The organism is Streptomyces gossypii (genome assembly GCF_025165795.1).
Taxonomy (GTDB): Bacteria; Actinomycetota; Actinomycetes; order Streptomycetales; family Streptomycetaceae; genus Streptomyces; species Streptomyces gossypii.
This window is the reverse complement of the sequence record NZ_JAJAGO010000004.1, coordinates 204,163-230,580: the sequence shown is the minus strand read 5'-3', so window position 1 is coordinate 230,580 and position 26,418 is coordinate 204,163. Positions and strand designations below refer to the sequence as shown.

The window sequence follows — 26,418 nt, the reverse complement described above, 5'->3', positions numbered from 1 at the left end:
TGAGAGAGGTTTGTCGCGCCATGCAGAGAGTTCTCGCAGCTGCCCTTACCTGTGTCGCCGCCGCCGCACTGGCGGTCGGGGCGGCCTTCGGTATCGTCGCGGCACTCAGCGCCACGCCGGAACAGCCCAACGTTCCGCTGGTGCACTTCGGCTCGCCCTCCGGCGAGCCCCGGTCACCGTCTCCTTCGGAGTCTCCGGCGGCATCACCCTCGGAGTCCTCGTCGCCGTCTTCCTCGCCGTCCGCGTCGGGGTCCTCTTCCGCGTCTCCGGACTCCGGGGACTGACCCGGTGACGGCCGGCACGATGCGATCGGCCTGGCAGGACATGCCCCAGCTGCGGGTACAGCAGTTCGCCGAACGTGCCCTCGCAGAGGTGCCGGTGCTCGCCGAGGACATCCTCCGCGAGATCCGCCGGGAGTACCCGACCGTTCCCCTCGCCCTCGACGAGTCCGGCGAGCCGAGGGCGCTCATCGGCATCCGCCGGGCCCTCGAACACTTCGTCGACCACTTGGGCCAGGGGCTCGACGCCCCCGAGGTGCCGACCCGGGTCTTCCAGGACTTCGGCCGTGGAGAGGTGCTGCAGGGACGCAGTCTCGACTCACTTCAGGCGATCTACCGGCTCGGCATCCGCCTCTCCTGGCGCCGCCTCGCGGTCATCGGCACCCAGATGGAGATCCCCGCGCCCGCGATGTACGAGCTGGCGGACGCCGGTTTCCAGTTCCTGGACGGACTGGTCGCCGAATCCGTCCGCGGCTACGCCGAGGCCGCCGCCCGCCGCGCCGGCGAGCGGCTCCGGCTACAGCGGCGACTCCTCGACCTGCTGCTCTCCGAACACCCCCGGCCCCCCGGCGACCTCAACGAACTCCTCGCCGACCGGGCCGCACGGATCGGCTGGACGGTGCCCCGCACCGTCGGCGTCGCCGTGCTCGTACGGCCGGCCCGCTCCGCGGTGGCGCCCGCCGTCGGCGAGGAGGTGCTGCTCGACATGGACTACGACCAACCGCGCATGGTCGTGCCCGACCCGGACGCCGCCGGGCGGGCGGAACTCCTGCGGCGGGCCACCGCCGGATGGTCCGGCGCGATCGGGCCGCAGGTGCCGCTGACCCAGGCAGTCAAGTCGCTGCACTGGGCACAGTCGGCGGTCGCGCTGATGGAGCGGGGCCTGCTGCCGAGCGGTGGGCTGCTGCACTGCACCGAGCACACCGAAGCCCTGGTACTGCTGCCGCCCGAGGAGCTGATCGAGGACCTGGCCCGGCGAAGGCTGGCACCACTGGCCTCCTGCGGGCCCACGCACGGCCGTCGGCTCGCGGAGACACTGCTCGCCTGGCTGGAGACCAGGGGCGGTGCGCCGGAGGTCGCCGGACGGCTCGGCGTACATCCGCAGACGGTGCGCTACCGGCTGCGGCAGATCCGCGAGCTGTGGGGCGAGGACATCGACGACCCGGACAGCCGGTTCGAACTGGAGTTGGCGCTGCGGACCATGCGCTTGCGGGGAGAACTGGGAGCGATTCCGGCAGGCTGAGGGGCAGGAGCCGTACGGGGCCGCGTGCGGCCAACGGATGGATGGCCGGGGCGGATGGCACGCGGCTGGCCGGGCGGCTGGTCGGGCGGGGCGGCGGGCGGCGGCACAATTCCCCCACCAGCAGACCCGGTTCGGCATGACGGGCCGGTGGCTGGGAGAACACAACCCCCTCGACAAGGCAGGCCCCAAGTGAGCGCATCCGCCCGAGCGATCGTCATCGACAGACCCGGCGAACACCGGCTGGTGAGCGGACCGCAGGCCGAACCGGGGCCCGGGGAGGCACGAGTCACCGTGCACACCGCGGGCGTCAGCCGCAGTGACCGGGAGCTGTACGACGGCACCCGCCCCCCGGCGCTCGTCCGCTACCCCGTCATCCCCGGCCACGAGTGGTCCGGCACCGTCGACGCCGTGGGGGAGGGGGCACCGCCGGAGCTGCTCGGCCGCAAGGTGGTGGCCGAGGGCTTCCGCGCCTGCCTGGTCTGCGACCGCTGCCGGGAGGGCGCCGGCAACCTGTGCACACGAGGTTACGAGGAGACTGGTTTCACCCGGCCAGGCGCCTTCGGCGACTCTCTGCTGGTGCCCGCCCGGCTGCTTCATGTCCTGGCCGACTGCGCCGATCTGCGGGCCGCGGCTCTGCTGGCGCCCGCGGCGGTGAGCGCTGCGGCCGTGCTCGCCGGGGTGCCCCGGCCGGGCGACCGGATCGCCGTGGTGGGTGCGGGCACCCTCGGCCTGCTGGCGTTACAGCTGCTCGCTGCCTGCTCACCCGCCGAGTTAGTGGCGATCGACCCCCGCGTCCAGCGATGCGAACGGGCACTGAGGATGGGAGCGACCCAGGCTGGCCCTCCGGGGGAGAACAGCGTCTCGTACGGGCGATTCGACCTTGTGGTCGAGGCGGCGGGCGCGTTCAGCGCGGCGCAGGAGGCGTGCCTGCTGGTGCGGCGCGGCGGGCGTGTCGTCCTCACCGGGATGTTCGGGCCCGGAGCGGAGGGGATCGACCCGGAGCATCTCGTCGAGGGCCAGCTCACCGTCCGGGCCGTCTTCGGTGCGCCGCCCTCGGCCTGGTCCCATGCCGTCCGGGCATGGGAAGCCGGTTTTCTGGACCCCGTCCCGCTGATCACCCATGAGCTGCCGCTCACCGCCTTCGGCGAGGCCATGGCACTGGTCGGCAGCGAAGATCCGGCGGTCGGCAAGGTGCTGCTCACACCTTAGGTCCTGTCGCGGTGGGTGATGGTGCCGTGGTGGGCGCCCCCCGCGGCCGGGGGGGCCCCCCCGCCCCAAAAGCCCCCCAACAAAACAACCCCCCGTTTGGGCGGGGGGGGGGGGGGGGTGGGGGGGGGGGGGCCCCCCCGGGGCGGGGGGCCCCCCCCCACGGCCCAAACGGCCCCGAATCAGACGATGCTGAGGGAGACCTCGATGTTGCCGCGGGTGGCGTTGGAGTAGGGGCACACCTGGTGCGCCTTCTCCAGCAGCTCCTGAGCGGTGGCCGCGTCGACGTTCGGGATGCTGGCGCTGAGCGCGACCGTCAGCCCGAAGCCGCCCTCCGGCGTGCTGCCGATGCCGACCTCGGCGGTCACGGTGGAACCCGTGATGTCCGCCTTCTCCCTGCGGGCGACGACACCCAGCGCGCTCTGGAAGCAGGCGCTGTAGCCGGCGGCGAAAAGCTGCTCCGGGTTCGTCCCCGCACCGCTGCCGCCCATTTCCTTGGGGGGATTGACGATGACGTCGAGCTGGTTGTCATCGCTGGAGACGCGGCCGTCACGGCCGCCCTCGGCGGTGGCGACGGCGGTGTACTTGACGTCGATCGGCTGGATGGACATGAATCCTCCTGTTGCAGTGCGGTGAGCGGGGGGTTCGCGCCCACCAACCCCAGGCTCTACTCGATCCTAGGCGTTCGGGCTGTCCAGCTGGACGACGGTCTTGCCCGAGTTCTCTCCGCGCAGCATGCCGAGGAAGGCGTCCAGCGCGTGGTCGATGCCCTGCGCGAGCGTTTCGCGGTATTTCAGCTCGCCGGAGCGGATCCAGGCCGAGACCTCCTCGACGAACTCCGGCTGGAGGTCCGAGTGGTCGTTGACGAGCATGCCCTGCAGGCGCAGCCTCTTACCGATGACCAGAGCGAGATTGCGCGGTGCCGCGGGCGGCTCGGTGGCGTTGTACTGCGCGATCATGCCGCAGATGGTGGCTCGTCCGTGGAGGTTGAGCGAGCTGATCGCCGCTTCCAGGTGCTCGCCGCCGACGTTGTCGAAGTAGACGTCGATGCCGTCCGGTGCGGCCTCCTTGAGCTGGGTCTTCACATCGCCGTGCTTGTAGTTGAAGGCGGCGTCGAAGCCCAGCTCCTCGGTCAGCAGCCGCACCTTGTCGTCGGAGCCCGCGCTGCCGATGACGCGTGAGGCTCCCTTCAACCGGGCGATCTGGCCGACCTGACTGCCCACGGCGCCCGCGGCGCCGGAGACGAAGACGGCGTCGCCCGCCTTGAAGGAGGCCACCCTCAGCAGCCCCGAGTAGGCGGTCAGCCCGGTCATGCCCAGCACTCCCAGATAAGCGCTCAGCGGCGCCGCGTCGGGCGAGACCACGACCGCGTGACGGGCGTCGAGAGTGGCGAACTCGCGCCAGCCGAGGCCATGCAGCACGTGGTCGCCGACGGCGAAGCCCGCCGCGCGGGAGGCGATCACGACACCGACCGCTCCGCCGTCCATCGGGTGGTCGAGCTGGAAGGGCGGGACATAGGACTTCACGTCATCCATCCGACCGCGCATGTACGGATCGACGGAGAGATAGAGATTGCGCACCAGGATCTGCCCGTCACCGGGCGCGGCGACGGGGGCCTCGCGGAGCGCGAAACCGGAGGGCTCCGGCCAGCCCTGCGGCCGGGCGGTCAGATGCCACTCGCGGCCGGTGGTGGGGAGAGGCTCCGCCGCGGAAGCGGACTCCGGCGACGGGGGCGGGGTGATCGGCGGGGTCATGCGATGCCTCCAACTGTTTCAGATACTGAAACAATAAGACCTTGGATATTTCATGCTGTCAAGCAATTGGGTAGACTGTCGGCATGGCATCCCGGACACCGCTTACCGATCCGCTCACCCTCGAGGTCGTCGACCTCATCGGCAGCGTCGTCGCGCGCTACCACGAGGAGTACGAGCTGGCTGCGGCCGAGCATGCGCTCACCGGTGCCCAGGCCCGCGTGCTGGCACTCCTGGCGCGCGAGCCCACGCCCATGCGCAAGATCGCCCAGGCGCTGAAGTGCGAGCCGTCCAACGTGACGGGCATAGTCGACCGCCTGGAGGTGCGCGGCCTGGTCGAACGCCGCCCCGATCCGGGGGACCGCCGGGTCAAGGTCGCGGCTGCCACGGAGGAGGGCCGGGCCACCGCCGGGTTCCTGCGCGGTTCGCTGGATTTCGCCCGTGAGCCGCTCGCCGGGCTCACCCCGCTGGAGCGCACTCTGCTGCGCGATCTGCTCCAGCGCATGCTCGGCGGCCCCCCGCCGGAGAGCCGTTCAGCGGGCGGGGCCGAAAGCGGCAGTCAGGGCTGAGCCGTCAGGATGCGGTGATCTGCCGGTAGGCCAGCTCGGCGAGCTTCCGCTGCCCCTGCTTGCTGGGGTGGAACCAGTCCCAGCTGCTCAGCTCGTCACCCGTGAAGCGGTAGTCGAAGACGGCGCCCCCGTCGTAGCGGCACAGTTCGTCCTCGGCGCAGACCTCCTCGAGCACGGTGTTGTAGGCCACCACGCGGTCGTAGACCTGCTGGCGGCGATCCACCGCCGCCTTGCCGGTCGCGTTCGGGTCCTGGAGCATGGACTGGCAGATTCCCAGCCTCCAGACCTGCATCCGGATGCGGTCCTTCCGCCCCTCCGACCACAGCCGCTTCAGGTTCGGCACGCTCGACACATAGACCTGCGTTTTCGGCTGCTCCCGCCGCAGCGTCCGCAGTGCCTCCTCGAAGTCCGTGCGGAATTCCGCCACCGGAGTCATCTCGGCCGCGCTCGGCTGGCAGGCGTCGTTGGAGCCGGCCATCACGGTCACCATGTCCGGGTCGTGTGCCGCGGCCCTCTCCATCTGCGCCGGGAGATCCGCCATGACCGCTCCCGTCTTCGCGACGTTCCAGCTCTGCTTGCGGGGGCGCTCCAGCAGTTGACGGGCGAGGCTCTTGATGTCCGGGTCGACCCCGGTGGCCCAGGAGACCTCGGGGCAGTCGGACAGCAGCGAGCAGGCGTCGAACCCACGGCTGATGGAGTCGCCGACTGCGGCCAGGGACTCCGGAGTTCGATCCCAGGCGGTCGGGGGAGTGGGGGAGGGGCGCGGCGAGGCTTGCGCGCGGCGCGCCTTTGGCTGGGCGTCGGTTCTGCCCGGTGAGTCGTCGTCGCCGCAGGCGGCGAACGACAGTCCGCCGATGAGGAGGGCGACTGCCGCCCCCGTTGCGGTGACACGGGTCCGGCCCGAGCCGTCCGTCTTTGCCCCCGGGCTGCGCCGCATCCGACTCCCCTTGATTCTCGGTCCCCTGTCCGACGGTACGTCACTCGCCTTCCTCCGCCGCAGGGTAGCTTTTCTCCAGAGGTGTGCCTGCGAGCGGACGTCGGCAAACGAATATTACGCGACGTCACCCCATGTCCCTTTAAGGGATAATTGCCCGCAATGGTGTTTACTGTTCGTAACCTCGGGAGCTGGTGGAGGCGTGCCCGATGGTGAAAAATGTCAGGCGCCGATCCGGCGTGTGACCGGTAGAAATCGAGGCCACCTGGGGAAGGCGAACCTCGAACCGCACTGGAGGTCCCGGTGACGACGACACGTGGAGTCCTGTTCGTGCATTCCGCGCCCCGCGCGTTGTGCCCGCATGTCGAATGGGCCGTCGCGGGCGTTCTCGGCGCCCGCGTCAGCCTCGACTGGATCAGACAGCCGGCTTCCCCCGGCACCTGGCGCGCCGAGTTCTCCTGGCAGGGCGATCCCGGCACCGCCTCCAAGCTCGCCTCCGCACTGCGCGGCTGGCATCTGCTGCGCTTCGAGGTGACCGCCGAGCCCTGTGCCACCGCCGAGGGCGAGCGCTACAGCTCCACACCCGAGCTGGGCATCTTCCACGCCGTCACCGGCATCCACGGGGACATCCTCATCCCCGAGGACCGGCTGCGCGCCGCCGCCGCCCGTTCCTCACGAGGTGAGAGCAACCTGGAGGCGGAGATCTCCCGGCTGCTGGGCAAGCCCTGGGACGACGAACTGGAGCCGTTCCGACACGCCGGTGAAGGAGCCCCGGTGCGCTGGTTGCACCAGGTGGTCTGACAGTGTTTTAACGGGTTAAACGGGTTTGACGGGCCACCAGTCCCGCGGCCGTACGCCGGAAGGCCCGCCCGCATGCCGGTTACCGGATGCGAGCGGGCCTTCGTGCCGTGACGGTTGCTCAGACCGTACGGAAGGCCAGCACGATGTTGTGCCCGCCGAAGCCGAACGAGTTGTTGAGCGCGGCGATCCGGCCCTCGGGCAGTGCCCGCGCCTTGTCCAGCACGACGTCCGCGTCCGCCTCCGGATCGAGGTTCTCGATGTTGATCGTCGGCGGCGCCAGGCGCTGGTGGAGCGCCAGCACGGTGCACACGGACTCGACGCCGCCCGCGCCGCCCAGCAGATGACCGGTCATCGACTTGGTGGCGGAGACCGCCATGTGGTCGACATCGTCACCGAACACCTTGCGCAGCGCCTTGAGCTCCGCGACGTCCCCCTGCGGGGTCGAGGTGGCGTGCGCGTTGACGTGCACGATCTCGGCGGGCTTGAGGTCACTGCCGTCCAGCAGGTTCTGCAGTGCGTGTGCGATGCCCCGGCCGCTGGGCTCGGGCTGGGTGATGTGGTGGCTGTCGGCCGAGATCCCCTGGCCGACCGCCTCCGCGTAGACCCGCGCGCCACGCCGCGCGGCGTGCTCCGCGGACTCCAGCACGATCACGCCCGCGCCCTCGCCGAGGACGAAGCCGTTGCGTGCCGTGTCGTACGGCCGCGAGGCGCCCTGCGGGTTGTCGTTGTCCTTGGACATGGCCATCATGTTGCCGAAGGCGGCGATCGGCAGCGGATGGATCGCCGCTTCCGTGCCGCCCGCGACGACCACGTCGGCCCGTCCGGTGCGGATCATCTCGATGCCGTACCCGATTGCCTCGGAGCCCGAGGCGCAGGCGCTGACCGGGGTGTGCACCCCGGCGCGAGCGTTGACCTCCAGCCCGACGTTGGCGGACGGGCTGTTGGGCATGAGCATCGGCACGGTGTGCGGGGAGACGCGGCGCGCGCCCTTCTCCCGGAGCACGTCGTACTGGTCGAGCAGGGTGGTGACCCCGCCGATGCCGGAGGCGATGGCCACCCCGAGCCGGTCCGGATCCACCAGTGGCAGGGGCGAGGAGCCGTCGTCGGCGACGACGGCCTCGCCGGCTCTGCCCGAGAAGCCGGCGTCGGCCCATGCCTCACGAGCCGCCACCAGCGCGAACTGCCCGGAGCGGTCCAGCTTCCGTGCCTGCGGCCGGGGGATGAGGGTCGTCGGCTCGACGGCGATCTGGGCCGCGATCCGGACGGGGAGCTCGGTGGCCCAGTCCTGTTCGAGTCTGCTGACACCGGACTGGCCGGCGACCATGTTCGACCAGGTCGACGTACTGTCGCCACCCAGCGGTGTGGTTGCGCCGATACCGGTGACGACCACGGCGTGGTGGGTCGCGTTCATCGGGATACTTTCTCCACAGTTGGAAGGGTGCGGTGACGAGTCGACGCCACCGCGGAGCGGCGACAGCCCGTCTCAGCCCTGGTGGCTCAGGATGTACTGGGTGGCGTCGCCGACCGTCTTCAGGTTCTTGACGTCGTCGTCCGGGATCTTCACGCTGAAGCGCTCCTCGGCGGCGACGACGACCTCGACCATGGAAAGCGAGTCCACGTCCAGGTCATCGGTGAAGGACTTCTCCTCCTGCACGTCCTCGGCGGGGATCCCGGCGATCTCGTTGACGATCTCGGCGAGACCCTCGATGATCTCTTCCTTGGTGGCGGCCATGTGAGGTGCTCCTTTTGGGTTCTGCTGTGCGAATTATCTGAAAATTCTCAACTGTACTGCGGGTTACTGCGTGTACCGCGGGTTACTGCTGGGTACTGCCTGTATTCGTGTGGTTCGGGTGCTTCGGGCACTGTGCTCCGGAGCCGACCGTGTCGCGGTGGCCCGGCGCACCTGCCCTAGGGGAGGGTAACGACCGTCGCCGCGTACACGAGACCCGCCCCGAAGCCGATGAGCAGCGCGGTGTCGCCGCTCTTCGCCTCCCCCGTCGCCAGCAGGCGCTCCATGGCGAGCGGGATGGACGCGGCCGAGGTGTTGCCGGTGGTCTCCACGTCACGGGCGACCTTCACATGCTCCGGCAGTTTGAGTGTCTTCACCATCGAGTCGATGATCCGCATGTTGGCCTGGTGCGGAATGAAGACGTCCAGGTCTTCCGCCTTCACGCCGGCGGCGTCCAGCGCCTGCTGGGCGATCTTGGCCATCTGGAAGACAGCCCAGCGGAAGACGGTCTGGCCCTCCTGGCGGAGCGCCGGGAACTGCTCGGGGCTGCCCTCGCGGTACTCCTCCCAGGAGAAGGTCTGCTCGATGGCTTCCTTCTTGTCGCCCTCCGAGCCCCAGACCGCGGGGCCGATGCCGGGCTCCTTCGACGGCCCGATGACCACGGCTCCCGCGCCGTCCCCGAAGAGGAACGCGGTGGAGCGGTCGGTCCGGTCCGTCAGGTCCGAGAGCCTCTCGACGCCGACGACGAGCACGTATTCGGCGCTGCCCTCGGTGACGAGGCCCTTGGCGATGGTGAGCCCGTAGCCGAAGCCCGCGCAGGCGGCGGAGATGTCGAACGCGGCGGCCTTGGCGGTGCCGAGGCGGTAGGCGATCTCGGTGGCGATCGCCGGCGTCTGCTTGAAGTGCGAGACGGTCGAGATGATCACTGCGCCGATCTGGTCCGCGGTGATGCCCGCGTCGGCGATCGCCTTGCCGGACGCGGCGAGCGTCATCTCGGCGATGGTCTCGTCCGGCCCGGCCCAGTGCCGGGAGACGATGCCGGAGCGAGAGCGGATCCACTCGTCAGAGGAGTCGATGTGCTTGAGGATCTCCTCGTTCGGCACCGCCCGGGTGGGCCGGTAGCCTCCGACGCCGCGGATGCGCGCGTACGGCCAGCCCTTGGCGGGTTTGATCTTGGCGGTCATGCTCTCAAGGCTCCTATCCAGCCGTGGAGGCGTACTCAGCGACGAGCGCACGGGCCGCATCGAGATCGTCCGTGGACTTCAGTGCCAGCGTGCGTACGCCCGGAAGCGCGCGCTTGGCCAGCCCGGTGAGCGTGCCGCCGGGACAGACCTCGATCAGTGCGGTGACACCCAGGGTCTGGAAGGTCTCCATGCAGAGATCCCAGCGGACCGGATTCGCCACCTGACCGACCAGTCGCCGTACGACCTCCGCGCCGGAGGCGACCGTCTCGCCATCGCTGTTGGAGACGTAGCGGACCACCGGGTCGCTGACGGTGACGTCCTCGACGGCGGCCTCCAGGGTTTCCACGGCCGGCGCCATGTGCCGGGTGTGGAACGCCCCGGCGACCTTCAGCGGTATGACGCGGGAGCCCTCGGGCCTGTCGGCGGCCAGCGCCTCCAGCTGCTCGGCGGTACCCGCGGCGACGATCTGCCCAGCGCCGTTGATGTTGGCCGCGGTCAGTCCGAGCCCCTCCAGATGTGCGATGACGACCTTCTGCTCGCCACCGAGGACCGCGGCCATGCCGGTCTCGGTGACGCCTGCGGCCTCGGCCATCGCGGCGCCGCGAGTGCGTACCAGCGACATCGCGGTCTCGGGCGTGAACACACCGGCGGTGACGGCTGCGGCCAGTTCGCCGACGCTGTGGCCGGCGGTGGCACCCAGTACGTGGCGGGGGTCCCGCTCTTCCAGCAGCGCGCCGGTGGAGACCAGGGCGGCGGCGACCAGCAGCGGCTGGGCGACTGCGGTGTCGCGGATCTCCTCGGCTCCCGCCTCCGTTCCGTAGTGGATCAAGTCGAGGTCGATGGAGGCCGACCACTCCCGGAGGCGTTCGGTGACGCCGGGAAGGTCGAGCCAGGGGATGAGGAAACCAGGCTTCTGGGCGCCTTGGCCGGGAGCGACGAGTACGAGCACTCTCACACTCTCTCTCGTGAGTAACGGTTCCCGCCCGTGGGGACCGATACGAAGAACGGTCAGGGGTTTTGTAGGCTCACGACAAAAGAGTCACTCGGGCTAGAGCTGTGGCTCTCCATCCGTGAGGCGTCCCAGGATAAGAGCGATACGTAGCGTAAAGGCGGACCGAACGTCAGAGGGCGACCACCCGGTGACATCTGTCACACGTCGCAGCCGGTAGCGCACGGTGTTGGGGTGGACGAAGAGCATCCGGGCCGCGCCTTCGAGGCTCGTCGCCTGCTCGAGGTAGACACTCAGGGTTTCCAGGAGGGCGGACCCGGCCTCCTCCAGTGGTCTGTAGATCTCCTCCACCAAGAGATCGCGGGCGGCAGGGTCTCCGGCCATCGCGCGCTCGGGCAGCAGATCGTCCGCGAGCACCGGCCGAGGCGCGTCCGGCCAGGCCGCGCTGGCCCGCAGTCCGGCGGCCGCGGCCTGCGCGGACCGGGTCGCCGACAGCAGGTCGCCGACGACCGGGCCGGCCACCACGGGGCCCCGGGCGAACGGGCCGATCAAGGACTTCGCGGCGCGCAGCGGGTCGTTCGAGCCGCCGGCGATCACCACCAGCCGGGTGCCGAGCACCCCGGTCAGCACCTGGAGCTTGGCGTGCCGCGAGGCCCGGCGGATGGCCTCCACCGTCAGCTCGCTGTCGCCGTCGGGCGCGGTGCCCAGCACGACCGCCACATGCTCCGGCGCGTTCCAGCCCAGCGCCGCCGCCCGCGAGACGGTGCCGTCGTCGGCCTCACCGGAGAGCACGGCGTTGACGACCAGCGATTCGAGGCGTGCGTCCCAGGCGCCGCGGGCCTCGGCGGCCTGCGCGTACACCTGTGCGGTGGCGAAGGCGATCTCGCGCGCGTAGACGAGCAGGGCCTCGCGGAGCACGGCCTCGTCACCGGGGGCGGCCACCTCGTCGATCGCCGCCTCGACCACCTCGATCGTGGTGCGCACCATCTCCACGGTCTGCCGCAGCGTGATCGCACGGGTCAGCTCACGGGGCGCGGTGCCGAACACGTCGGTGCTGATGGCCTGCGGGGTCTCCGGGTGCCGGAACCACTCGGTGAAGGCGGCGATGCCCGCCTGCGCGACCAGCCCGATCCAGGAACGGTTCTCCGGAGGCATCGCCCGGTACCACGGCAGCTGCTCGTCCATGTGTGCGATAGCCGCCGCGGCGAGCTTGCCGGACGACTGCTCCAGCCGTCTGAGCGTGTGCGGATGCGGGTGTTCCGGGCGGTTACTGGGCGGTGTGGCGGCGGATTCTGTGGGTTCGGGCACGTGACCAGACTGCCTCATGCGACAGGAGGTGCGGGTCCGGGGGCGGTTACGGTGGTTACATGCTTCAGGTGTGGCGGGCCGACGACCGGTATCGGGGCGGTGACGCGGCTGCGGGGATCGACACCCGGCACGCGTTCTCCTTCGCCGGTTTCTACGACCCCGGCAACGTGCGGTTCGGATCGCTGGTCGCCTGCAACGAGGAGCGGCTGGCACCCGGCGCCGGGTTCGGACCGCACCCGCACCGCGATGTGGAGATCGTGACCTGGGTGCTGCGGGGCGTGCTGGAGCACGAGGACTCCACGGGGCACACCTCACGGGTGCTGCCCGGCGACGTGCAGCGGCTGAGCGCGGGCGACGGCGTGCGGCACGCCGAGCGGAACGCGGGGGACGAGGAGCTGAGGTTCCTCCAGATGTGGCTGGCACCGGGGCCCGGTGGCACCGGTGCGGGCGCCGCCGCCTCCCCTGCTGCTTCCCCTGCCCCCTCCGCCCCCGATTACGAGGTGGTATCCGGTATCGCGGACGGCACCCCGTACCGCATGCCCCGTACGGACGCGGTGCTGCACGTACGACGGCTCGGGGCGGGCGGTCGTACGGCGCTGCCGGATGCGCCCTGGGTGTACGCGCACGTCGTGCGGGGGGCGGTGGAGATCGGCGGGGAGCGGCTCGGCCCCGGGGACGCGGCGCGGATCACCCGCGCCCGGGGCCTGTGGGCGCGCGAGCCGGACGTGCCCGACGCCGAGCTGCTCCTGTGGGAGATGCACGCGGAGCCCGGGTACGGGTGAAGCCGGACCTGGCCGCTACTCCCGCCCGGCGGAGGAGAAGCTCATGTCCGCGTAGCGCGGGCCCGAGACCTGGGCCGCGATCGGCTCCAGCAGTGCCAGCTCCGCCCCGGTCAGCTCGACCCTGGTGGCAGCGGTGTTCTCCTCGACGCGGGTGCGCTTGCGGGTGCCCGGGATCGGAAGCACGGTCAGTCCGTGCACCGTCGCCTGCTGGTGCACCCACGCGAGCGCGACCTGCCCCAGCGTCGCCCCGTGTGCTTCGGCGATCTGCCGTACCGGCGCGAGCAGTCCGCTGTTGCGCTGGGCGTTCTCGCCGGTGAAGCGGGGGTGCTGGCGCCGGAAGTCGTCACCGCTCAGGTCCTTGTCCGCGTCGGCGAAGGCGCCGGTGAGGAAGCCGCGGCCGAGCGGCGAGTAGGCGACGAGTGTCACGCCGAGCTCGCGGGCGGCGCCGACGGCGTTCTCCTCGATGTCCCGGCTGAAGACCGACCACTCCGACTGAAGCGCCGCGATGGGGTGCACGGCCTGCGCGGCACGCAGTTCGCCGCCGCTGACCTCGCTGAGCCCGAGGTGCTTGACCTTGCCCTCGCGCACCAGTTCGGCCATGGCGCCGACGGTCTCCTCGATCGGCACCTCGGGGTCCTTGCGGTGCATGTAGTAGAGGTCGATCTCGTCGACGCCGAGCCTGCGCAGGCTGGCCTCGACGCACTCCCGCATGTAGGCGCGGTCGTTGCGGATGACCCGTGCGGTGGGGTCGTCCGCCGGGATGCCCAGAGCGAACTTCGTGGCGATCGTCACCTCGTCGCGGTGCCGCTGCACGAACGGCGCGAGGAACTTCTCGTTCTCACCCTGGCCGTAGGCGTCCGCGGTGTCGAAGAGGGTGACTCCCAGCTCCAGCGCCCGCTCCAGGGTGGCCTGGGCCTCCTGGGTGTCGGTGGGGCCGTAGGCGAAGCTCATGCCCATGCAGCCGAGACCCTGAACGCCGGCCCGGGGGCCGCCGTTGCCGAGCTGCGCTGTCGCGATCTTCTCCGTGCTCACGTGCATTGCCTCTTTCCGTTGCTGCTTCTTGACTGCCCGGGCTGCCTTGGCTGTGCTGCCCGGGGTGTCTGCTCCGGCCGCTCCGCGTGCTCTTCGGCGCGCGCTCTCGTCCTGGCCTCGGCATAGTTGTCGATCTTGAAATTGAGGACGGTGAGGGAGTCCTGGAGTTCGGCGATGCGCTGCTCCACCTCACGGCGGGTGGCCTCCAGCAGTTCCTGCCGCTCCCCGAGGGTCCCGGAGCCCGCACGCACCAGCTCGGCGTAACGGACCATGGCCGCGACCGGCATGCCCGTCAGCCGCAGCTTGCCGACCAGAGCGAGCCACCGCAGGTCCCGTTCGGTGAAGCGCCGCTGCCCGGTGTGGGAGCGGCTGGCGTACGGCATCAGCCCGATCCGTTCGTACCAGCGCAGGGTGTGCGGGCTCAGCCCGGTGCGTGCGGCGACCTCGCTGATGGCGTACAGCTCCTGATCCGTTTCCGTCTGCGTTTCCGTGTCCATCAGGCTCATACGTGCACGCTACGGACTTAGAGTGCACTCTAAGCAAGTGGCTCCGGGAAGCAATTTCTGCAAGCCGCTGGCGCAGCCGGAAGCACTAGGCTGCTGAGCATGGACAGCGCGCTGCAGATGATCGAGGACTGGCCGGTGACGACCGCGGCGGCGGCCGTCGTACGAGCGGACGGCACCCTCGCCGGGACGCACGGGCCGATGGACCACCGCTTCGATCTCGCCTCCGTGACCAAACCGCTGGCTGCGTACGCCGCGCTCGTCGCCGTCGAGGAGGGTGCGGTCGAGCTGGACGAGGCCGCCGGTCCGGCGGGCTCCACCGTCCGGCATCTGCTCGCCCACACCTCCGGGCTCGGCTTCGACGAGGACCGCGTCATGGCGCCCCCCGGCACCAGGCGGCTCTACTCCAACACCGGCTTCGAGGCGCTGGGCGATCACCTCGCCAAGGCCACCGACATCCCGTTCGCCGAGTACCTCCACGAGGCGGTGCTGTCGCCGCTCGGCATGACCAGCACGGGGCTGACCGGCGGTTCCGGCACCTCGGGGGCTGCCGAGCCCGCCGGGTCGCCCGCCAAGGACGGCGTCTCCACGGCCGGTGACCTCGTGCGCTTCGCTGCCGAACTCCAGGCGCCCCGGCTGCTGGCCCCGGAGACCGTACGAGAGGCCACCAGCGTCGCCTTCCCCGGTCTCAAGGGTGTGCTGCCGGGCTACGGGCACCAGTCCCCGAACGACTGGGGCCTCGGCTTCGAGATCCGGGACGCCAAGGCCCCGCACTGGACGGGGGACTCCTCCTCGCCGGGTACGTTCGGGCACTTCGGCCAGTCGGGGACCTTCCTGTGGGTCGACCCGGCGGCGTCCGCCGCCTGTGTCGTCCTCACCGACCGTGCGTTCGGGCCCTGGGCGGTCGAGGCGTGGCCCCGGTTCACGGACGCGGTGCTGGCCGTGCTCTGACGCGGCCGTGCCCGAACACGGCCGTGCCCGTCAGAGCTCGGCGAGGAGTTCGGCCTTCTTGCCGGTGAACTCGTCGTCGGTCAGCAGCCCCGCCCCGTGCAGCTCACCGAGGTGCCGGATGCGCTCCGCGATGTCGGCCGGGTCGGCGCGGCCCACCTGCGCCGTACGTACGCCGCCGTGCGAGATCGTCCCGGCGCCCTCCAGGGCCATGACGGGGTCCGCGTCGCGCAGTGCCGCCAGCACCGAGGCCGCGAACGGCAGCGACTCGTAGACCAGTCCGTAGCCGAGCCCGAAGACAACCGCCGCCGGGTCCTGATCCGCCTCCTCGGCGGGGGCCTCCTCGACGCCTGCGGAAACGTCACGGCGTCGGAGCCGCAGATGCCCCCTGAACACCTCGGGCGAACACCATTCGACGCCCTCCAGCTCGCTCACCGCGAAGGACTGGTCACCCGCCCGCCACTTCGCCGACGACGCGCCCGTCCAGAACCAGCGGAAGGTGACCGCCTTTCCGTCGAAGGACGCCTTTCCGTCGTACGCCTTGAACTGCAGCGGCGCCGCCGGAGCGGCGACCAGATGGCGCTCGGCGGGGCTTCCGGCGTCCGGGCCCAGCGCGCTGCGCAATTCCGTCGCGTAGTACTCGGCGAGGAGCTCCCGCTCAGCCGGAAGCACCAGCCGGTACGGATCGCTGCCTTCTTTGAGCTGCCCGTCGGCCGCCTCCAGCAGCGGATCGGCACCCGCCCTCGGCACGGCGCGCAGCACCACCGTTCCCCGCTTGCCTCCGGGGGTCAGCTCCACCGTGCTCAGCGCCTCATACGGAATGCGCCGTTCCCCGAGCACATGGAAGAGCTTCGGCGTGCGAATCCCCCGTTCGAAGCGGATGAGCACGGAGTCCGAGTCAAACTCCCAGGTGGAGTGGATTCCAGCCAGTACGTCACCCATGTGGGCCATCGTATGCGGCGGTTGCCCGCGCGTCCCCCCTCTCCGCGCTACGCGCGTTAATCCGTGGCCGCGGGACGAGTTCCGCCGGACGGTACCGCGCCGGCTCGCTCAGCCGGCCGCGGCACTTCCGCCGGTACCGACGGCGCCGACGGATGCGAAGCCGGCGAGGCTCGTGGTGCCCGGCACGAAATAGCCGGCGTGCCCCGAGACGCCCTCGGCGGAGAGCCGGCGGGCGCCGAATTCGGGTGCGACGGGATCGGCGCCGTGCCCCAGGCCGCCGAACTCCAGATGCGGCACGTCCGCGATCCAGTCGTCGTCGTCCCGTATCGCCCAGACCCGTGCCTCGGTGTGCAGTTCCCCGACGTTGTCGGCACGCATCCCGGGGCTTCCCGCCACCGCGATGTCGGTGACCCGGGGCGGCAGCCCCTCCGCGGCCAGCCCGCAGGCCACCGACCCGTAGCTGTGGCAGAAGAGGGCGACCTCGGGCAGGCCGCCGGAGTGGCGGGGCAGGGCGTCCCGGACGAAGTCGATCAGCCGTTCGGCGCCGTCCTGTGCCAGCTTGGCGGAGGCGGCGTCCAGCCCGAGCCCGCGCGGGGCGGTGTAGTCGGCCCAGGCGACCGTCGCGGTACGGACGCCGGGGTAGCGCTCGCGCTGCTGGTCCTGGAGCGCCCGGGCCATGCCGACGGGGGCGCTGTGCGGGCGCTGGGTCCGTTCGAAGGTCAGCAGTTCCGTGTCTATCCCCGGCACGACCACCGAGACCCGCTCGGCGCGGGAGAGATCGCCGAAGACCTCGGCGGCCCGGCCGTTGCCGGTCGGATCGAAGGCGAGGATCTGCCGGTCCCCGCTGAGTATCGACTCGAACCGGTGCATGCGCCGTCCGGCCGTCTGACGGCCCTGCTCGGTGAGCTGGGGGCTGTGGGTCCGGGCCCGCTCGGCCTCGCGGGCGTCGGCGAGCGCGGCGCGGTTGGCGCGGTAGCGCAGTGGCACCGGCGCACCGTCGAGGTTGCCCACCACCAGGGGGTAGCGGTCGGCCAGCCGTTTTTGCTGGCCGGCGTCCAGGGAGCCGAAGAAGCCGGTGAGGGCGCGCGCAGACGCGTCCGGGTCCGGCAGAGGGCGGCCCGCGATACTGCCCTGCTCCCATGCGGTGAGGGCGGCGGCCCGTGCCCCGGGCTGGCTGTCTCCCTGGGCGACTGTCCACCCGGTGGTCAGCAGCAGCACGAAGACCACCGCGAGGGTGAGGAGCGCACGCCAGGCGGTGGTGTCCGGGGCATCCGTCGCGGGGAACGAAGGGAGCGTGCGGAACGGCGCACCTTCGAGGCGGGAGCTGAATGCGGAGAACGAGATCACTGAGGCGAAAGCGTAGGAGCCCTCATGCCCGACCTGCGGCTTTGGTGAGGGATGTCACGCTGCATGACATATGAAATTCAGACAAACGCAGCAACGCCACTCCGCCGGTCAGGTACCCGGCCGGGGGACCGTCACTCTCCGGCGCAGCTGCTCCAGTCGTCGCTGAGCACCGGGCCCATCAGGTCGAGACAGTGGTCCATCACCTGCCGCGCACCCTCCAGTGTGAGGTCCTCGCCGCTGCCCCACTGGCGTCCTGCCGTCCGCATGACACCCGAGAAGGTGGCGACCAGTACCCGGGGGCGCAGGTCGGTGTGCGGATCGAGGCCCTCGCGGACCGCGAGGACGGCGGCCAACTGGTCCTCCATCTCGGTGGAGCGCCGCATGTGGACCGCCACCAGCGCGGGCGTCGTCTCGATGACCTGCCACATCCGCATGTGCAGGCCGATCGGCACGACGTCCTGGATCGCCTCGCCCATGCTCGCCCAGGTGGAGTTCAGCGCATTGCGCAGGGCGCGGGCGGGGGACTCTCCCGGCGGGCGGGCCACGACGGCGTCGTAGAAGCGGGACTCGACCTCGTCCTGCACCGCGAAGGCGACGGCCTCCTTGCCGGCGAAGTAGCGGAAGAAGGTCCGCTGGGATACGTCCACCGCCTCGGTGATCTCGTCGACGGTCGTTTCCTCGTAGCCGTGGGTGACGAAGAGCTCGTGTGCCACCCGGACGAGGGCATCCCGTGTGCGCTGCTTCTTGCGCTCGCGCAGGCCGGTCACTGTCAGTCACCTCCAGTTACTTGTCGCCCACGCCAAACGTGAGGTGTTTGACACTTACCGACTCTTTGATTGGTTTGTCAATTGACAGAAGCTGACACTAACCTCGGGTTATGAGTTCCTCGATATCTCCGGTCGCGAAGGACGCCCCGGAACCTCCGGAACCAACCACGGAGGCCAGTGCCCGAAACGGATGGCGCGGCCATCCATGGCTGACCCTTCTCACCGTCGCCCTGGGCGTCACCATGGTGGCCCTGGACAGCACGATCGTCGCCATCGCCAATCCCGCCATCCGGGACGACCTCGGTGCCAGCCTCGCCGATGTGCAGTGGATCACCAACGGCTATCTGCTCGCGCTCGCCGTCGCGTTGATCACGGCAGGGAAGATCGGCGACCGCTTCGGCCACCGCCAGACCTTCCTGATCGGCGTCGTCGGGTTCGCCGCCTCCTCCGCCGCCATCGGATTCGGCGGCAGCGTGTCCATGGTGATCGTCTTCCGGGTGTTCCAGGGCCTGTTCGGCGCCCTGCTCATGCCCGCCGCGCTGGGGCTGCTGCGGGCCTCCTTCCCGGCGGAGAAGCTCAACGCCGCCATCGGCATCTGGGCCGCGGTCATCGGCGCCTCCACCGCCGCCGGACCGATCGTCGGCGGACTGCTGGTGGAGCATGTCAGCTGGGAGTCCGTCTTCTTCATCAACGTCCCGGTCGGGATCATCGCGGTGGTGATGGGGCTGGTGCTGCTGATCGACCACCGGGCCGAGAAGGCGCCGCGATCCTTCGACATACCGGGGATCGTGCTGCTGTCGAGCGCGATGTTCTGCCTCATCTGGTCCCTGATCAAGGCACCTGCCTGGGGCTGGGGCGACAACAAGACGATCTTCTTCCTGCTGTTCTCCCTCGCCTGCTTCGTGCTCTTCGGCTTCTGGGAGAAGCGGGCGAAGGAGCCGCTGCTGCCGTTGTCGATGTTCCGGTCCGTGCCGCTGACGGCGGGCACGGTGCTGATGGTCCTGATGGCCTTCGGCTTCATCGGCGGACTCTTCTTCGTCACCTTCTACCTGCAGAACGTGCAGGGCATGACGCCGGTGGAGAGCGGCCTGCACCTGCTCCCGCTCACGGCGATGATGATCGTCGCCTCACCTGCGGCGGCTGCGCTGATCACGCGGACCGGGCCGCGCCTCCCGCTGCTCGGCGCCATGGTGCTCGTCGCGATCGCGCTGTTCGGGATGTCCGCCCTGGACGTCGACAGCGGCAGCGTGATCACCTCCATCTGGTTCGCCATGCTCGGTCTCGGGCTCGCCCCGGTGATGGTCGGTGCCACGGAAGTGATCGTCGGCAACGCCCCACTGGAGCACGCGGGCGTCGCCGGGGGACTCCAGCAGGCCGGTATGCAGGTCGGAGGCAGCCTGGGCACGGCCGTACTGGGAGCCGTCATGGCATCCCGGGTGGACACCACGCTGCCCCAGCAGTGGCAGGAGGCCGGGCTCCCGCCACTCAGGGAGGACATGGCGGCGAAGCTGACGGGCGCCGCCGAGGTGGGGGTCGTACCGCCCGCCCCGAAGGGCACACCGCAGAGCGTCGCCGACACGATGGCCGACGTGGTGCACGGCTCCTTCGTCTCCGGCATGGGGCTCGCCTTCACCGTCGCGGGGACCGTCTCGGTGCTGGCCGCGGGCGTCGCCCTCTTCACCAAGGGCGCCAAGTCCGACACGGGGCCGTCCGTACACATCTGAGGCCCGGCAGGCATGAGGGGCATGAGGGGTACGGATCCGGGACCGGTCCGTACCCCTCAAGACGTAACCCCTGATGGCTTTCCTGTACGCGGTGGTGGTGGCGGTGGAGGCCTGTGGACAAAGTGCCACCTGTGCATAACTCGGCCACCTGACCTGGTGAATCGAGCGGATCTCCCTTGGCAGCCACGTGCTCGCGGCGCAAAGCTGATCACGACGCCGGGCGACCACGCTCGGCCACAGCGGGGGGAGATTCTCCATGCCTGAAGCCGTCATCCTCAGCCTGCCCGGCGCCGCGCAGGAAGCGGCCCGGCCTACTGAGCCGGGGCTCCGTGCCCGGCCGGGCCTCATCGCTGCCGTCCTCGTGATGACGGTCCTGGCCCTCCTCGCCGCCCTCGCGTGGCCCGGCGGCGCAGCCGCACGGCAGCAGGGCCCAGGAGGGGCCAGCGGCCGTCTCGGGGGCTGCGCGGCCGGTCAGCTCTGCCTCTGGGAGCGTCCGGACTTCAAGGCCAAACGGCTGACGTTCGACCTGGCGGGGACGGACATCGAGAGCTGTGTGGCGCTGCCACCCGGCTTCACCGCCGACTCGTACGCCAACCGTACGGGTCGGCCGGTGACGGTCTACCAGAGCGCGGAGTGCGCCTCGACCGGCGAGTTCCACACCCATCCCGGCGGCTCCTGGACTCCCGAGTCCGCCTATGAGGTGCGGGCGTTCAAGATCTGGGAGCGCTGAGATGCGGCGGAGCCCGGCCGTGCGGGCCGGGCCTCACCACCCTCTCCGCACGGCCCGCCGTGGCCGCGGAAGAGCCCTACGCGTCGCCGCCCGCCGCACCGGGCTCGGCAGCGGAGGTGTCCAGCAGCTGGTAGCGGTCGATCGCCTGCTTCAGCGCCGAGCGGTCGACCTTGCCCTCCTTCGCCAGTTCGGTGAGGACTCCGAGTACGACCGACTGCGCGTCGATGTGGAAGAAGCGCCGGGCCGCCCCACGGGTGTCCGCGAAGCCGAAGCCGTCGGCTCCGAGCGACTGGTAGGCGCCCGGCACCCAGCGGGCGATCTGGTCCGGCACCGCACGCATCCAGTCGGAGACGGCCACCTTGGGCCCCTCCGCTCCCTGAAGCTTCCGGGTGACATAGGGGGTGCGCTGCTCCTCCTCGGGGTTCAGGAGGTTGTGCTGCTCGACCGCGATGGCATCCCGGCGCAGTTCGTTCCAGGAGGTCGCCGACCAGACGTCCGCGCGTACGTCCCAGTCGTCGGCCAGGATCTGCTGGGCCTCCAGCGCCCAGGGCAGCGCCACACCGGAGGCGAGGATCTGCGCGGCGTGTGCGCCCCGCTCCCCGGCCCGGTAGCGGTGGAGGCCCTTGAGGATGCCCTCGGTGTCCACGTCGTCCGGCTCGGCGGGCTGCTGGATCGGCTCGTTGTAGACGGTGAGGTAGTAGAAGACGTCCTCACTGTCCTCGCCGTACATCCGGCGCAGGCCGTCCTGCATGATGTGCGCGATCTCGAAGCCGAACGCCGGGTCGTAGGCCACCACGGCCGGGTTCGTCGAGGCCAGCAGCTGCGAGTGCCCGTCCGCGTGCTGGAGCCCCTCACCGGTCAGCGTGGTGCGTCCCGCGGTGGCTCCCAGCACGAAGCCGCGCGCCAGCTGGTCCGCCATCTGCCAGAACTGGTCGCCGGTGCGCTGGAAGCCGAACATCGAGTAGAAGACGTAGATCGGGATCAGCGGCTCGTTGTGGGTGGCGTAGGCCGAGCCCGCCGCGATCAGCGAGGCCGTGCAGCCGGCCTCGGAGATCCCGTCGTGCAGCATCTGCCCGTTCGGCGTCTCCTTGTAGGCGAGCAGCAGCTCGCGGTCCACCGACTCGTAGGTCTGCCCGAGCGGGTTGTAGATCTTCGCCGAGGGGAAGAAGGAGTCCATTCCGAACGTGCGGTACTCGTCGGGGGCGATCAGCACGAACCGCCTGCCGATCTCCTTGTCCCGCATGAGGTCCTTCAGCAGCCGTACGAAAGCCATCGTGGTGGCGATCGACTGCTGCCCGGAGCCCTTCTTGACCGCCGCGTAGGTCTTGTCCTCGGGAAGCCGCAGCGGCTTCGCCCGCACCAGCCGGGTAGGCACGTAGCCGCCGCACTCCTGGCGGCGGTCATGCATGTACTGGATCTCCTCGGACTCCCGCCCCGGGTGGTAGTAGGGCGGCAGGCCGGACTCCAGCTCCTTGTCCTGGATGGGCAGGTGCAGCCGGTCGCGGAAGCGCTTGAGGTCCTCGACCGTCAGCTTCTTCATCTGGTGCGTGGCGTTGCGGCCCTCGAAGTTCGGGCCGAGGGTCCAGCCCTTGACCGTCTGCGCCAGGATGACCGTCGGCTGACCCTTGTGCTCCTTGGCGGCCTTGTAGGCGGCATACACCTTGCGGTGGTCGTGCCCGCCGCGCCCCAGATGCAGGATCTGGTCGTCGGACATGCCCTCGATCATCGCGCGCAGCCGCTGGTCGCCGCCGAAGAAGTGATCGCGGATGTAGGCGCCGGATTCCGTCGCGTAGGTCTGGAACTGCCCGTCGGGAGTGGTGTTGAGCTTGTTGACAAGGACGCCGTCCCGGTCCTGTGCCAACAGCGGGTCCCAGGAGCGGTCCCAGACGAGCTTGATGACGTTCCACCCGGCGCCGCGGAAGGCCGACTCCAGCTCCTGGATGATCTTACCGTTGCCGCGGACCGGGCCGTCCAGGCGCTGCAGGTTGCAGTTGACGACGAAGGTCAGGTTGTCCAGACCCTCGCGCGCCGCGATGGAGAGCTGCCCCAGCGACTCCGGCTCGTCCATCTCGCCGTCGCCCAGGAAGGCCCAGACATGCGAGGCGGAGGTGTCGGCGATCTCGCGTGCCTGCATGTAGCGGTTCATCCGGGCCTGGTAGATCGCGCCGATCGGGCCCAGCCCCATGGAGACGGTCGGGAACTCCCAGAAGTCCGGCATCGACCGCGGATGGGGATAGCTGGAGAGGCCGTGCGGAGCCTTGGACTTCTCCTGGCGGAAGCCGTCCAGCTGGGACTCGGCCAGCCGGTCCAGCAGGAAGGCACGGGCGTAGATGCCGGGAGAGGCGTGGCCCTGGAAGAAGATCTGGTCGCCCCCCTTGCCGTCGTCCTTGCCGCGGAAGAAGTGGTTGAAGCCGACGTCATAGAGCGAAGCGGAGGAGGCGAAGGTGGCGATGTGGCCGCCGACCCCGATGCCGGGGCGCTGCGCGCGCGACACCATCACGGCGGCGTTCCACCGGGTCGCGTTCAGGATCTTGCGCTCGATTTCCTCGTTCCCGGGGAAGAAGGGCTCGTCCTTGGTCGCGATGGTGTTGACATAGTCCGTGCTGCGCATCTCCGGCACGGCCACGCGCTGCTCGCGCGCGCGCTCGATGAGCCGGAGCATGAGGTACCGGGCGCGGTCCCGGCCGCGCTCGTCGACAGCGCCGTCGAGCGAGTCGAGCCACTCCTGGGTCTCTTCAGGATCGAAGTCCGGGACCTGGCTGGGAAGACCGCCAATGATGATCGGGTTGCGATCGGATCCGGAAGCCACGCTGTTCCTTCGCTGTCGGTCTGGTACGGGCTGCTGTGCGCCCGCTGCTGCGCCCGCGAGGGTTCGGTACGGGCCGGGCGAGAGTGCTGGGCGCTGCCAGTGCTGCGCCGCCTCCATCGTGTACTGCCGTCGCGGAAACGTCATCTCTACCGATGGGTAATCATCGGCTTCGCTCAGGGCTAACCGGGGTATATCGGTCATATGTCCGATGGGACGATGTGGTGCGAAGCCCTGGGGATCGTGCATTGTGGGAGGACACGTCAACGTTTGGGCGGGCTGGAGAGCCTGGTACTTGCGCGATCCGCCCCGTCCGTGTGGACTACGGGCCATGCTTCGCGTACGCGAGGCTGGTAAACACTGATAATCAGAAGATGACAGGAGGCAATCCGTGAGCGCGACCGCGGACCACGCGGAGGAGCGGACCAACCCCGCCGCAAGGCTGGGGTTCCAGCCCGGGCAGGTGGTCCAGGAGCTCGGTTACGACGACGATGCCGAGCAGGCCCTCCGCGAGGGAATCGAGGCCGTCACGGGCACGGAGCTCGTCGACGAAGATCACGACGATGTGGCCGATGCCGTGGTGCTCTGGTTCCGCGAGGAGGACGGCGATCTGACGGATGCGCTGGTGGACGCCACCACGATGATCGACGAAGGCGCCCCTGTCTGGCTGCTGACACCGAAGACCGGCCGTGCAGGCTACGTCGAGGCAAGCGAGATCGGTGAGGCTGCGCAGACAGCCGGCCTCGCCCAGACCAGCAACGTCAACGCGGGCAAGGACTGGACGGGCTCGCGGCTGGTCACGCCCAAGGCCGCGAAGTCGGGCAAGCGGTAGCGCGCCGCCCGCGGTACCTCTTCGCCGTCCCATCCTCTTCGCCACCCTTCGGCGCACCGGCCCCGGGCCGGCAATCGGGAGGCGGGTGTCCCCGGCAGCCTCAGGCTGCCGGGGACACCCGTACCCGGGGTGCGTAGGCTGGGGTGCGTCACTCACCGCGACTGAGGGGATCCGATCCATGAAGGCTCTCGAGGCCGGCGTCAAGGCCCCGGACTTCTCCCTGAGGAACGAACATGGCGAGAGCGTCTCGCTCTCCGCCTATGCGGGCCGGAAGAACGTTGTACTGCTCTTCTTTCCTTTCGCCTTCACCCCCGTCTGCAGCGGTGAGCTGTCCGCGCTCCGCGACGAGCTGCCGCACTTCGTCAACGACGAGGTCCAGCTGCTCGCCGTCTCCAACGACTCGGCTGCCTCGCTGCGCGTCTTCGCGGAGCAGGAGGCCTTCGGGTACCCCTTGCTCTCGGACTTCTGGCCGCACGGCGAGGTGTCGCGCGCCTATGGCGTGTTCGACGAGGACAAGGGCTGCGCGGTGCGCGGTACGTTCGTCATCGACAAGGAGGGCGTGGTGCGCTGGACGGTCGTCAACGGCCTGCCGGACGCCCGCGACCTGAACGACTACGTCAAGGCTCTCGAATCTCTGTGAGCGTCCCTCTGGGACGGGCGGGAACCGCTCACTAGGATCGAGTCGTTGATCCATCGAATCCGAAAAACGGGGCACGAAGTGCTCCTTACGAACAATTCTCAGGAGGACTCGTGGGAGTCAGCCTCAGCAAGGGCGGCAACGTCTCGCTGACGAAGGAAGCACCCAACCTCACGGCCGTTATCGTCGGTCTGGGCTGGGACGCACGGAGCACCACCGGGAGTGACTTCGACCTCGATGCCAGTGCACTGCTGGCCAACGCAGAGGGCAAGGTCACCAACGACCAGAACTTCATCTTCTTCAACAACCTGAAGAGCCCCGACGGCTCCGTGGAGCACACCGGTGACAACCTCACCGGTGAGGGTGAGGGCGACGACGAGGTCATCAAGGTGAACCTCGCCGGAGTGCCCGCCGACATCGAGAAGATCGTCTTCCCGGTGTCGATCTACGAGGCCGAGTCGCGTCAGCAGAGCTTCGGCCAGGTTCGCAACGCCTACATCCGCGTTCTGAACCAGGCGGACAACAACGAGCTGGCTCGTTATGACCTGAGCGAGGACGCCTCGACCGAGACCGCCATGGTCTTCGGCGAGCTCTACCGGCACGGTGCCGAGTGGAAGTTCCGTGCCATCGGCCAGGGCTACGCCTCCGGGCTGCGCGGGATCGCGCAGGACTTCGGTGTCAACGTCTGACCGGTCTGTCCGCTGGACCACCTGATCTCGGCAACGGTACGGCGCCGCACACTTCCTGGTCAGGGAAGTGTGCGGCGCCGACTTCTTCGGCACACTGGGCGCATCACATCGGGGAGAGGAAGTAAGAACATGGGCGTGACGCTCGCCAAGGGGGGAAATGTCTCCCTCTCGAAGGCCGCACCGAACCTGACGCAGATCCAGATCGGCCTGGGGTGGAAGGCACGTTCCACTACGGGTGTGGACTTCGACCTGGACGCCAGCGCGCTGCTGTGCGGAAACGGCAGGGTCCTGGGGGACGAGTACTTCATCTTCTACAACAACCTCAAGAGCCCGGACGGCTCGGTCGAGCACACCGGTGACGACCTGACGGGTGGTTCCGGGGGCGACGACGAAACGGTTCTGGTGGACCTGTCTCAGGTGCCCGCGCAGATCGACAAGATCGTTTTTGCAGTCTCGATCTACGACGCGGAGCCGAGGCACCAGACGTTCGGCCAGGTCACCGACGCGTACATCCGCGTGGTCAACCAGGACGACGGGCTGGAGCTGGCTCGGTACGACCTCACCGAGGACGCCTCCTCGGAGACGGCCATGATCTTCGGCGAGCTCTACCGCCATGCTGGTGAGTGGAAGTTCCGGGCGGTGGGGCAGGGGTACGCGTCGGGTCTGCGGGGCATCGCCCTAGACTTCGGGGTCAACGTTTCGTAAAGCGCGACTCGGTGTAGCAGTG

General features: G+C 69.7%; 26 protein-coding genes. 12 read left to right on the top strand and 14 right to left on the bottom strand.

What is annotated here, in order from left to right; genetic code table 11:
- Positions 1–303 precede the first annotated feature (303 nt).
- Complete coding sequence (locus LHJ74_RS10210; RefSeq protein ID WP_260217862.1) at positions 304–1,521, top strand: PucR family transcriptional regulator; 1,218 nt, start codon at positions 304–306, stop codon at positions 1,519–1,521.
- Between the two features lie 189 nt (positions 1,522–1,710).
- Positions 1,711–2,730, top strand: a complete 1,020-nt coding sequence (locus LHJ74_RS10205; RefSeq protein ID WP_260217584.1) for a zinc-dependent alcohol dehydrogenase — start codon at positions 1,711–1,713, stop codon at positions 2,728–2,730.
- 179 nt (positions 2,731–2,909) lie between these two features.
- Here LHJ74_RS10205 and LHJ74_RS10200 read toward each other — a convergent pair whose 3' ends face one another.
- Together LHJ74_RS10200 and LHJ74_RS10195 are read right to left on the bottom strand one after the other, a co-directional pair.
- Positions 2,910–3,338, bottom strand: coding sequence for an organic hydroperoxide resistance protein (locus LHJ74_RS10200; RefSeq protein ID WP_260217583.1), 429 nt, complete (start codon positions 3,336–3,338; stop codon positions 2,910–2,912).
- A 66-nt stretch (positions 3,339–3,404) separates the two neighbouring features.
- Complete coding sequence (locus LHJ74_RS10195) at positions 3,405–4,481, bottom strand: NADP-dependent oxidoreductase (RefSeq protein WP_260217582.1); 1,077 nt, start codon at positions 4,479–4,481, stop codon at positions 3,405–3,407.
- A gap of 83 nt (positions 4,482–4,564) precedes the next feature.
- Here LHJ74_RS10195 and LHJ74_RS10190 point away from each other — a divergent pair, with 83 nt between their 5' ends.
- Positions 4,565–5,047 (top strand): MarR family winged helix-turn-helix transcriptional regulator, encoded by a 483-nt coding sequence (locus LHJ74_RS10190; protein WP_260217581.1) that lies wholly within the window; start codon positions 4,565–4,567, stop codon positions 5,045–5,047.
- Between the two features lie 4 nt (positions 5,048–5,051).
- On the opposite strand, the gene LHJ74_RS10185 is transcribed toward LHJ74_RS10190, so the two are convergent.
- Positions 5,052–5,984 (bottom strand): SGNH/GDSL hydrolase family protein, encoded by a 933-nt coding sequence (locus tag LHJ74_RS10185; protein WP_260217580.1) that lies wholly within the window; start codon positions 5,982–5,984, stop codon positions 5,052–5,054.
- A gap of 300 nt (positions 5,985–6,284) precedes the next feature.
- Between LHJ74_RS10185 and LHJ74_RS10180 the strand changes: the two genes are divergently transcribed.
- Positions 6,285–6,782 (top strand): DUF3145 domain-containing protein, encoded by a 498-nt coding sequence (locus LHJ74_RS10180; protein WP_260217579.1) that lies wholly within the window; start codon positions 6,285–6,287, stop codon positions 6,780–6,782.
- A 118-nt stretch (positions 6,783–6,900) separates the two neighbouring features.
- On the opposite strand, the gene LHJ74_RS10175 is transcribed toward LHJ74_RS10180, so the two are convergent.
- The 5 genes from LHJ74_RS10175 to LHJ74_RS10155 all read right to left on the bottom strand — a co-directional run bounded on the left by LHJ74_RS10175 (position 6,901) and on the right by LHJ74_RS10155 (position 11,952).
- Complete coding sequence (locus LHJ74_RS10175; RefSeq protein ID WP_260217578.1) at positions 6,901–8,193, bottom strand: beta-ketoacyl-[acyl-carrier-protein] synthase family protein; 1,293 nt, start codon at positions 8,191–8,193, stop codon at positions 6,901–6,903.
- Between the two features lie 72 nt (positions 8,194–8,265).
- The gene (locus tag LHJ74_RS10170) at positions 8,266–8,514 is read right to left on the bottom strand and encodes an acyl carrier protein (RefSeq protein WP_260217577.1); all 249 of its coding nucleotides are present in this window, start codon (positions 8,512–8,514) and stop codon (positions 8,266–8,268) included.
- Positions 8,515–8,690: 176 nt separating this feature from the next.
- Positions 8,691–9,695: a ketoacyl-ACP synthase III gene (locus LHJ74_RS10165; protein WP_260217576.1), complete on the bottom strand. Its 1,005-nt coding sequence runs from the start codon at positions 9,693–9,695 to the stop codon at positions 8,691–8,693.
- Positions 9,696–9,708: 13 nt separating this feature from the next.
- Complete coding sequence (locus LHJ74_RS10160; protein WP_260217575.1) at positions 9,709–10,644, bottom strand: ACP S-malonyltransferase; 936 nt, start codon at positions 10,642–10,644, stop codon at positions 9,709–9,711.
- Positions 10,645–10,743: 99 nt separating this feature from the next.
- Entirely contained in the window at positions 10,744–11,952 is a 1,209-nt protein-coding gene (locus tag LHJ74_RS10155) for a PucR family transcriptional regulator (RefSeq protein WP_260217574.1), read from the bottom strand.
- A gap of 59 nt (positions 11,953–12,011) precedes the next feature.
- On the opposite strand from LHJ74_RS10155, the gene LHJ74_RS10150 reads away from it, so the two are divergent.
- Positions 12,012–12,734, top strand: a complete 723-nt coding sequence (locus LHJ74_RS10150) for a pirin family protein (protein WP_260217573.1) — start codon at positions 12,012–12,014, stop codon at positions 12,732–12,734.
- 15 nt (positions 12,735–12,749) lie between these two features.
- Here LHJ74_RS10150 and LHJ74_RS10145 read toward each other — a convergent pair whose 3' ends face one another.
- Positions 12,750–13,772: an aldo/keto reductase gene (locus LHJ74_RS10145; protein WP_375546709.1), complete on the bottom strand. Its 1,023-nt coding sequence runs from the start codon at positions 13,770–13,772 to the stop codon at positions 12,750–12,752.
- Positions 13,763–14,272, bottom strand: coding sequence for a MerR family transcriptional regulator (locus tag LHJ74_RS10140; protein ID WP_260217571.1), 510 nt, complete (start codon positions 14,270–14,272; stop codon positions 13,763–13,765). Before LHJ74_RS10140 ends, LHJ74_RS10145 begins: the two co-directional genes overlap by 10 nt.
- Positions 14,273–14,371: 99 nt before the next feature.
- On the opposite strand from LHJ74_RS10140, the gene LHJ74_RS10135 reads away from it, so the two are divergent.
- Positions 14,372–15,220, top strand: coding sequence for a serine hydrolase domain-containing protein (locus LHJ74_RS10135; protein ID WP_260217570.1), 849 nt, complete (start codon positions 14,372–14,374; stop codon positions 15,218–15,220).
- Between the two features lie 30 nt (positions 15,221–15,250).
- On the opposite strand, the gene LHJ74_RS10130 is transcribed toward LHJ74_RS10135, so the two are convergent.
- From LHJ74_RS10130 to LHJ74_RS10120, 3 genes are all read right to left on the bottom strand, one after another.
- Positions 15,251–16,159: a DUF4429 domain-containing protein gene (locus tag LHJ74_RS10130; protein ID WP_260217569.1), complete on the bottom strand. Its 909-nt coding sequence runs from the start codon at positions 16,157–16,159 to the stop codon at positions 15,251–15,253.
- A gap of 108 nt (positions 16,160–16,267) precedes the next feature.
- A complete protein-coding gene (locus LHJ74_RS10125; RefSeq protein ID WP_260217861.1) occupies positions 16,268–17,386 on the bottom strand; it encodes an alpha/beta hydrolase in 1,119 nt (372 codons plus the stop codon).
- A 251-nt stretch (positions 17,387–17,637) separates the two neighbouring features.
- The gene (locus tag LHJ74_RS10120; RefSeq protein ID WP_311203279.1) at positions 17,638–18,273 is read right to left on the bottom strand and encodes a TetR family transcriptional regulator; all 636 of its coding nucleotides are present in this window, start codon (positions 18,271–18,273) and stop codon (positions 17,638–17,640) included.
- Positions 18,274–18,383: 110 nt separating this feature from the next.
- On the opposite strand from LHJ74_RS10120, the gene LHJ74_RS10115 reads away from it, so the two are divergent.
- Entirely contained in the window at positions 18,384–19,997 is a 1,614-nt protein-coding gene (locus LHJ74_RS10115; protein WP_260217568.1) for an MFS transporter, read from the top strand.
- A gap of 364 nt (positions 19,998–20,361) precedes the next feature.
- Positions 20,362–20,727 (top strand): peptidase inhibitor family I36 protein, encoded by a 366-nt coding sequence (locus tag LHJ74_RS10110; RefSeq protein ID WP_260217859.1) that lies wholly within the window; start codon positions 20,362–20,364, stop codon positions 20,725–20,727.
- A gap of 76 nt (positions 20,728–20,803) precedes the next feature.
- On the opposite strand, the gene aceE is transcribed toward LHJ74_RS10110, so the two are convergent.
- The gene (gene aceE / locus LHJ74_RS10105) at positions 20,804–23,536 is read right to left on the bottom strand and encodes a pyruvate dehydrogenase (acetyl-transferring), homodimeric type (protein WP_260217567.1); all 2,733 of its coding nucleotides are present in this window, start codon (positions 23,534–23,536) and stop codon (positions 20,804–20,806) included.
- A 388-nt stretch (positions 23,537–23,924) separates the two neighbouring features.
- Between aceE and LHJ74_RS10100 the strand changes: the two genes are divergently transcribed.
- From LHJ74_RS10100 to LHJ74_RS10085, 4 genes are all read left to right on the top strand, one after another.
- Positions 23,925–24,365, top strand: a complete 441-nt coding sequence (locus tag LHJ74_RS10100) for a DUF3052 domain-containing protein (RefSeq protein ID WP_027748303.1) — start codon at positions 23,925–23,927, stop codon at positions 24,363–24,365.
- Between the two features lie 178 nt (positions 24,366–24,543).
- Positions 24,544–25,005 carry a peroxiredoxin gene (locus tag LHJ74_RS10095; RefSeq protein WP_260217566.1) on the top strand — a complete coding sequence of 154 codons (462 nt, stop codon included), beginning with the start codon at positions 24,544–24,546 and terminating at the stop codon, positions 25,003–25,005.
- A gap of 110 nt (positions 25,006–25,115) precedes the next feature.
- Entirely contained in the window at positions 25,116–25,691 is a 576-nt protein-coding gene (locus LHJ74_RS10090; RefSeq protein ID WP_260217565.1) for a TerD family protein, read from the top strand.
- Between the two features lie 129 nt (positions 25,692–25,820).
- Positions 25,821–26,396, top strand: coding sequence for a TerD family protein (locus LHJ74_RS10085; protein WP_260217564.1), 576 nt, complete (start codon positions 25,821–25,823; stop codon positions 26,394–26,396).
- Positions 26,397–26,418 lie beyond the last annotated feature (22 nt).

What these genes read in the sequence shown, in the direction of transcription:
- LHJ74_RS10210 (WP_260217862.1), top strand. Translation starts at nt 304, where the DNA reads ATGCGATCGGCCTGGCAGGACATGCCCCAGCTGCGGGTACAGCAGTTC.
- LHJ74_RS10200 (WP_260217583.1), bottom strand. Translation starts at nt 3,338, where the DNA reads ATGTCCATCCAGCCGATCGACGTCAAGTACACCGCCGTCGCCACCGCC.
- LHJ74_RS10195 (WP_260217582.1), bottom strand. Translation starts at nt 4,481, where the DNA reads ATGACCCCGCCGATCACCCCGCCCCCGTCGCCGGAGTCCGCTTCCGCG.
- LHJ74_RS10190 (WP_260217581.1), top strand. Translation starts at nt 4,565, where the DNA reads ATGGCATCCCGGACACCGCTTACCGATCCGCTCACCCTCGAGGTCGTC.
- LHJ74_RS10185 (WP_260217580.1), bottom strand. Translation starts at nt 5,984, where the DNA reads ATGCGGCGCAGCCCGGGGGCAAAGACGGACGGCTCGGGCCGGACCCGT.
- LHJ74_RS10175 (WP_260217578.1), bottom strand. Translation starts at nt 8,193, where the DNA reads ATGAACGCGACCCACCACGCCGTGGTCGTCACCGGTATCGGCGCAACC.
- LHJ74_RS10170 (WP_260217577.1), bottom strand. Translation starts at nt 8,514, where the DNA reads ATGGCCGCCACCAAGGAAGAGATCATCGAGGGTCTCGCCGAGATCGTC.
- LHJ74_RS10165 (WP_260217576.1), bottom strand. Translation starts at nt 9,695, where the DNA reads ATGACCGCCAAGATCAAACCCGCCAAGGGCTGGCCGTACGCGCGCATC.
- LHJ74_RS10150 (WP_260217573.1), top strand. Translation starts at nt 12,012, where the DNA reads ATGCTTCAGGTGTGGCGGGCCGACGACCGGTATCGGGGCGGTGACGCG.
- LHJ74_RS10145 (WP_375546709.1), bottom strand. Translation starts at nt 13,772, where the DNA reads ATGCACGTGAGCACGGAGAAGATCGCGACAGCGCAGCTCGGCAACGGC.
- LHJ74_RS10140 (WP_260217571.1), bottom strand. Translation starts at nt 14,272, where the DNA reads ATGAGCCTGATGGACACGGAAACGCAGACGGAAACGGATCAGGAGCTG.
- LHJ74_RS10135 (WP_260217570.1), top strand. Translation starts at nt 14,372, where the DNA reads ATGGACAGCGCGCTGCAGATGATCGAGGACTGGCCGGTGACGACCGCG.
- LHJ74_RS10130 (WP_260217569.1), bottom strand. Translation starts at nt 16,159, where the DNA reads ATGGGTGACGTACTGGCTGGAATCCACTCCACCTGGGAGTTTGACTCG.
- LHJ74_RS10115 (WP_260217568.1), top strand. Translation starts at nt 18,384, where the DNA reads ATGAGTTCCTCGATATCTCCGGTCGCGAAGGACGCCCCGGAACCTCCG.
- LHJ74_RS10110 (WP_260217859.1), top strand. Translation starts at nt 20,362, where the DNA reads ATGACGGTCCTGGCCCTCCTCGCCGCCCTCGCGTGGCCCGGCGGCGCA.
- LHJ74_RS10095 (WP_260217566.1), top strand. Translation starts at nt 24,544, where the DNA reads ATGAAGGCTCTCGAGGCCGGCGTCAAGGCCCCGGACTTCTCCCTGAGG.
- LHJ74_RS10085 (WP_260217564.1), top strand. Translation starts at nt 25,821, where the DNA reads ATGGGCGTGACGCTCGCCAAGGGGGGAAATGTCTCCCTCTCGAAGGCC.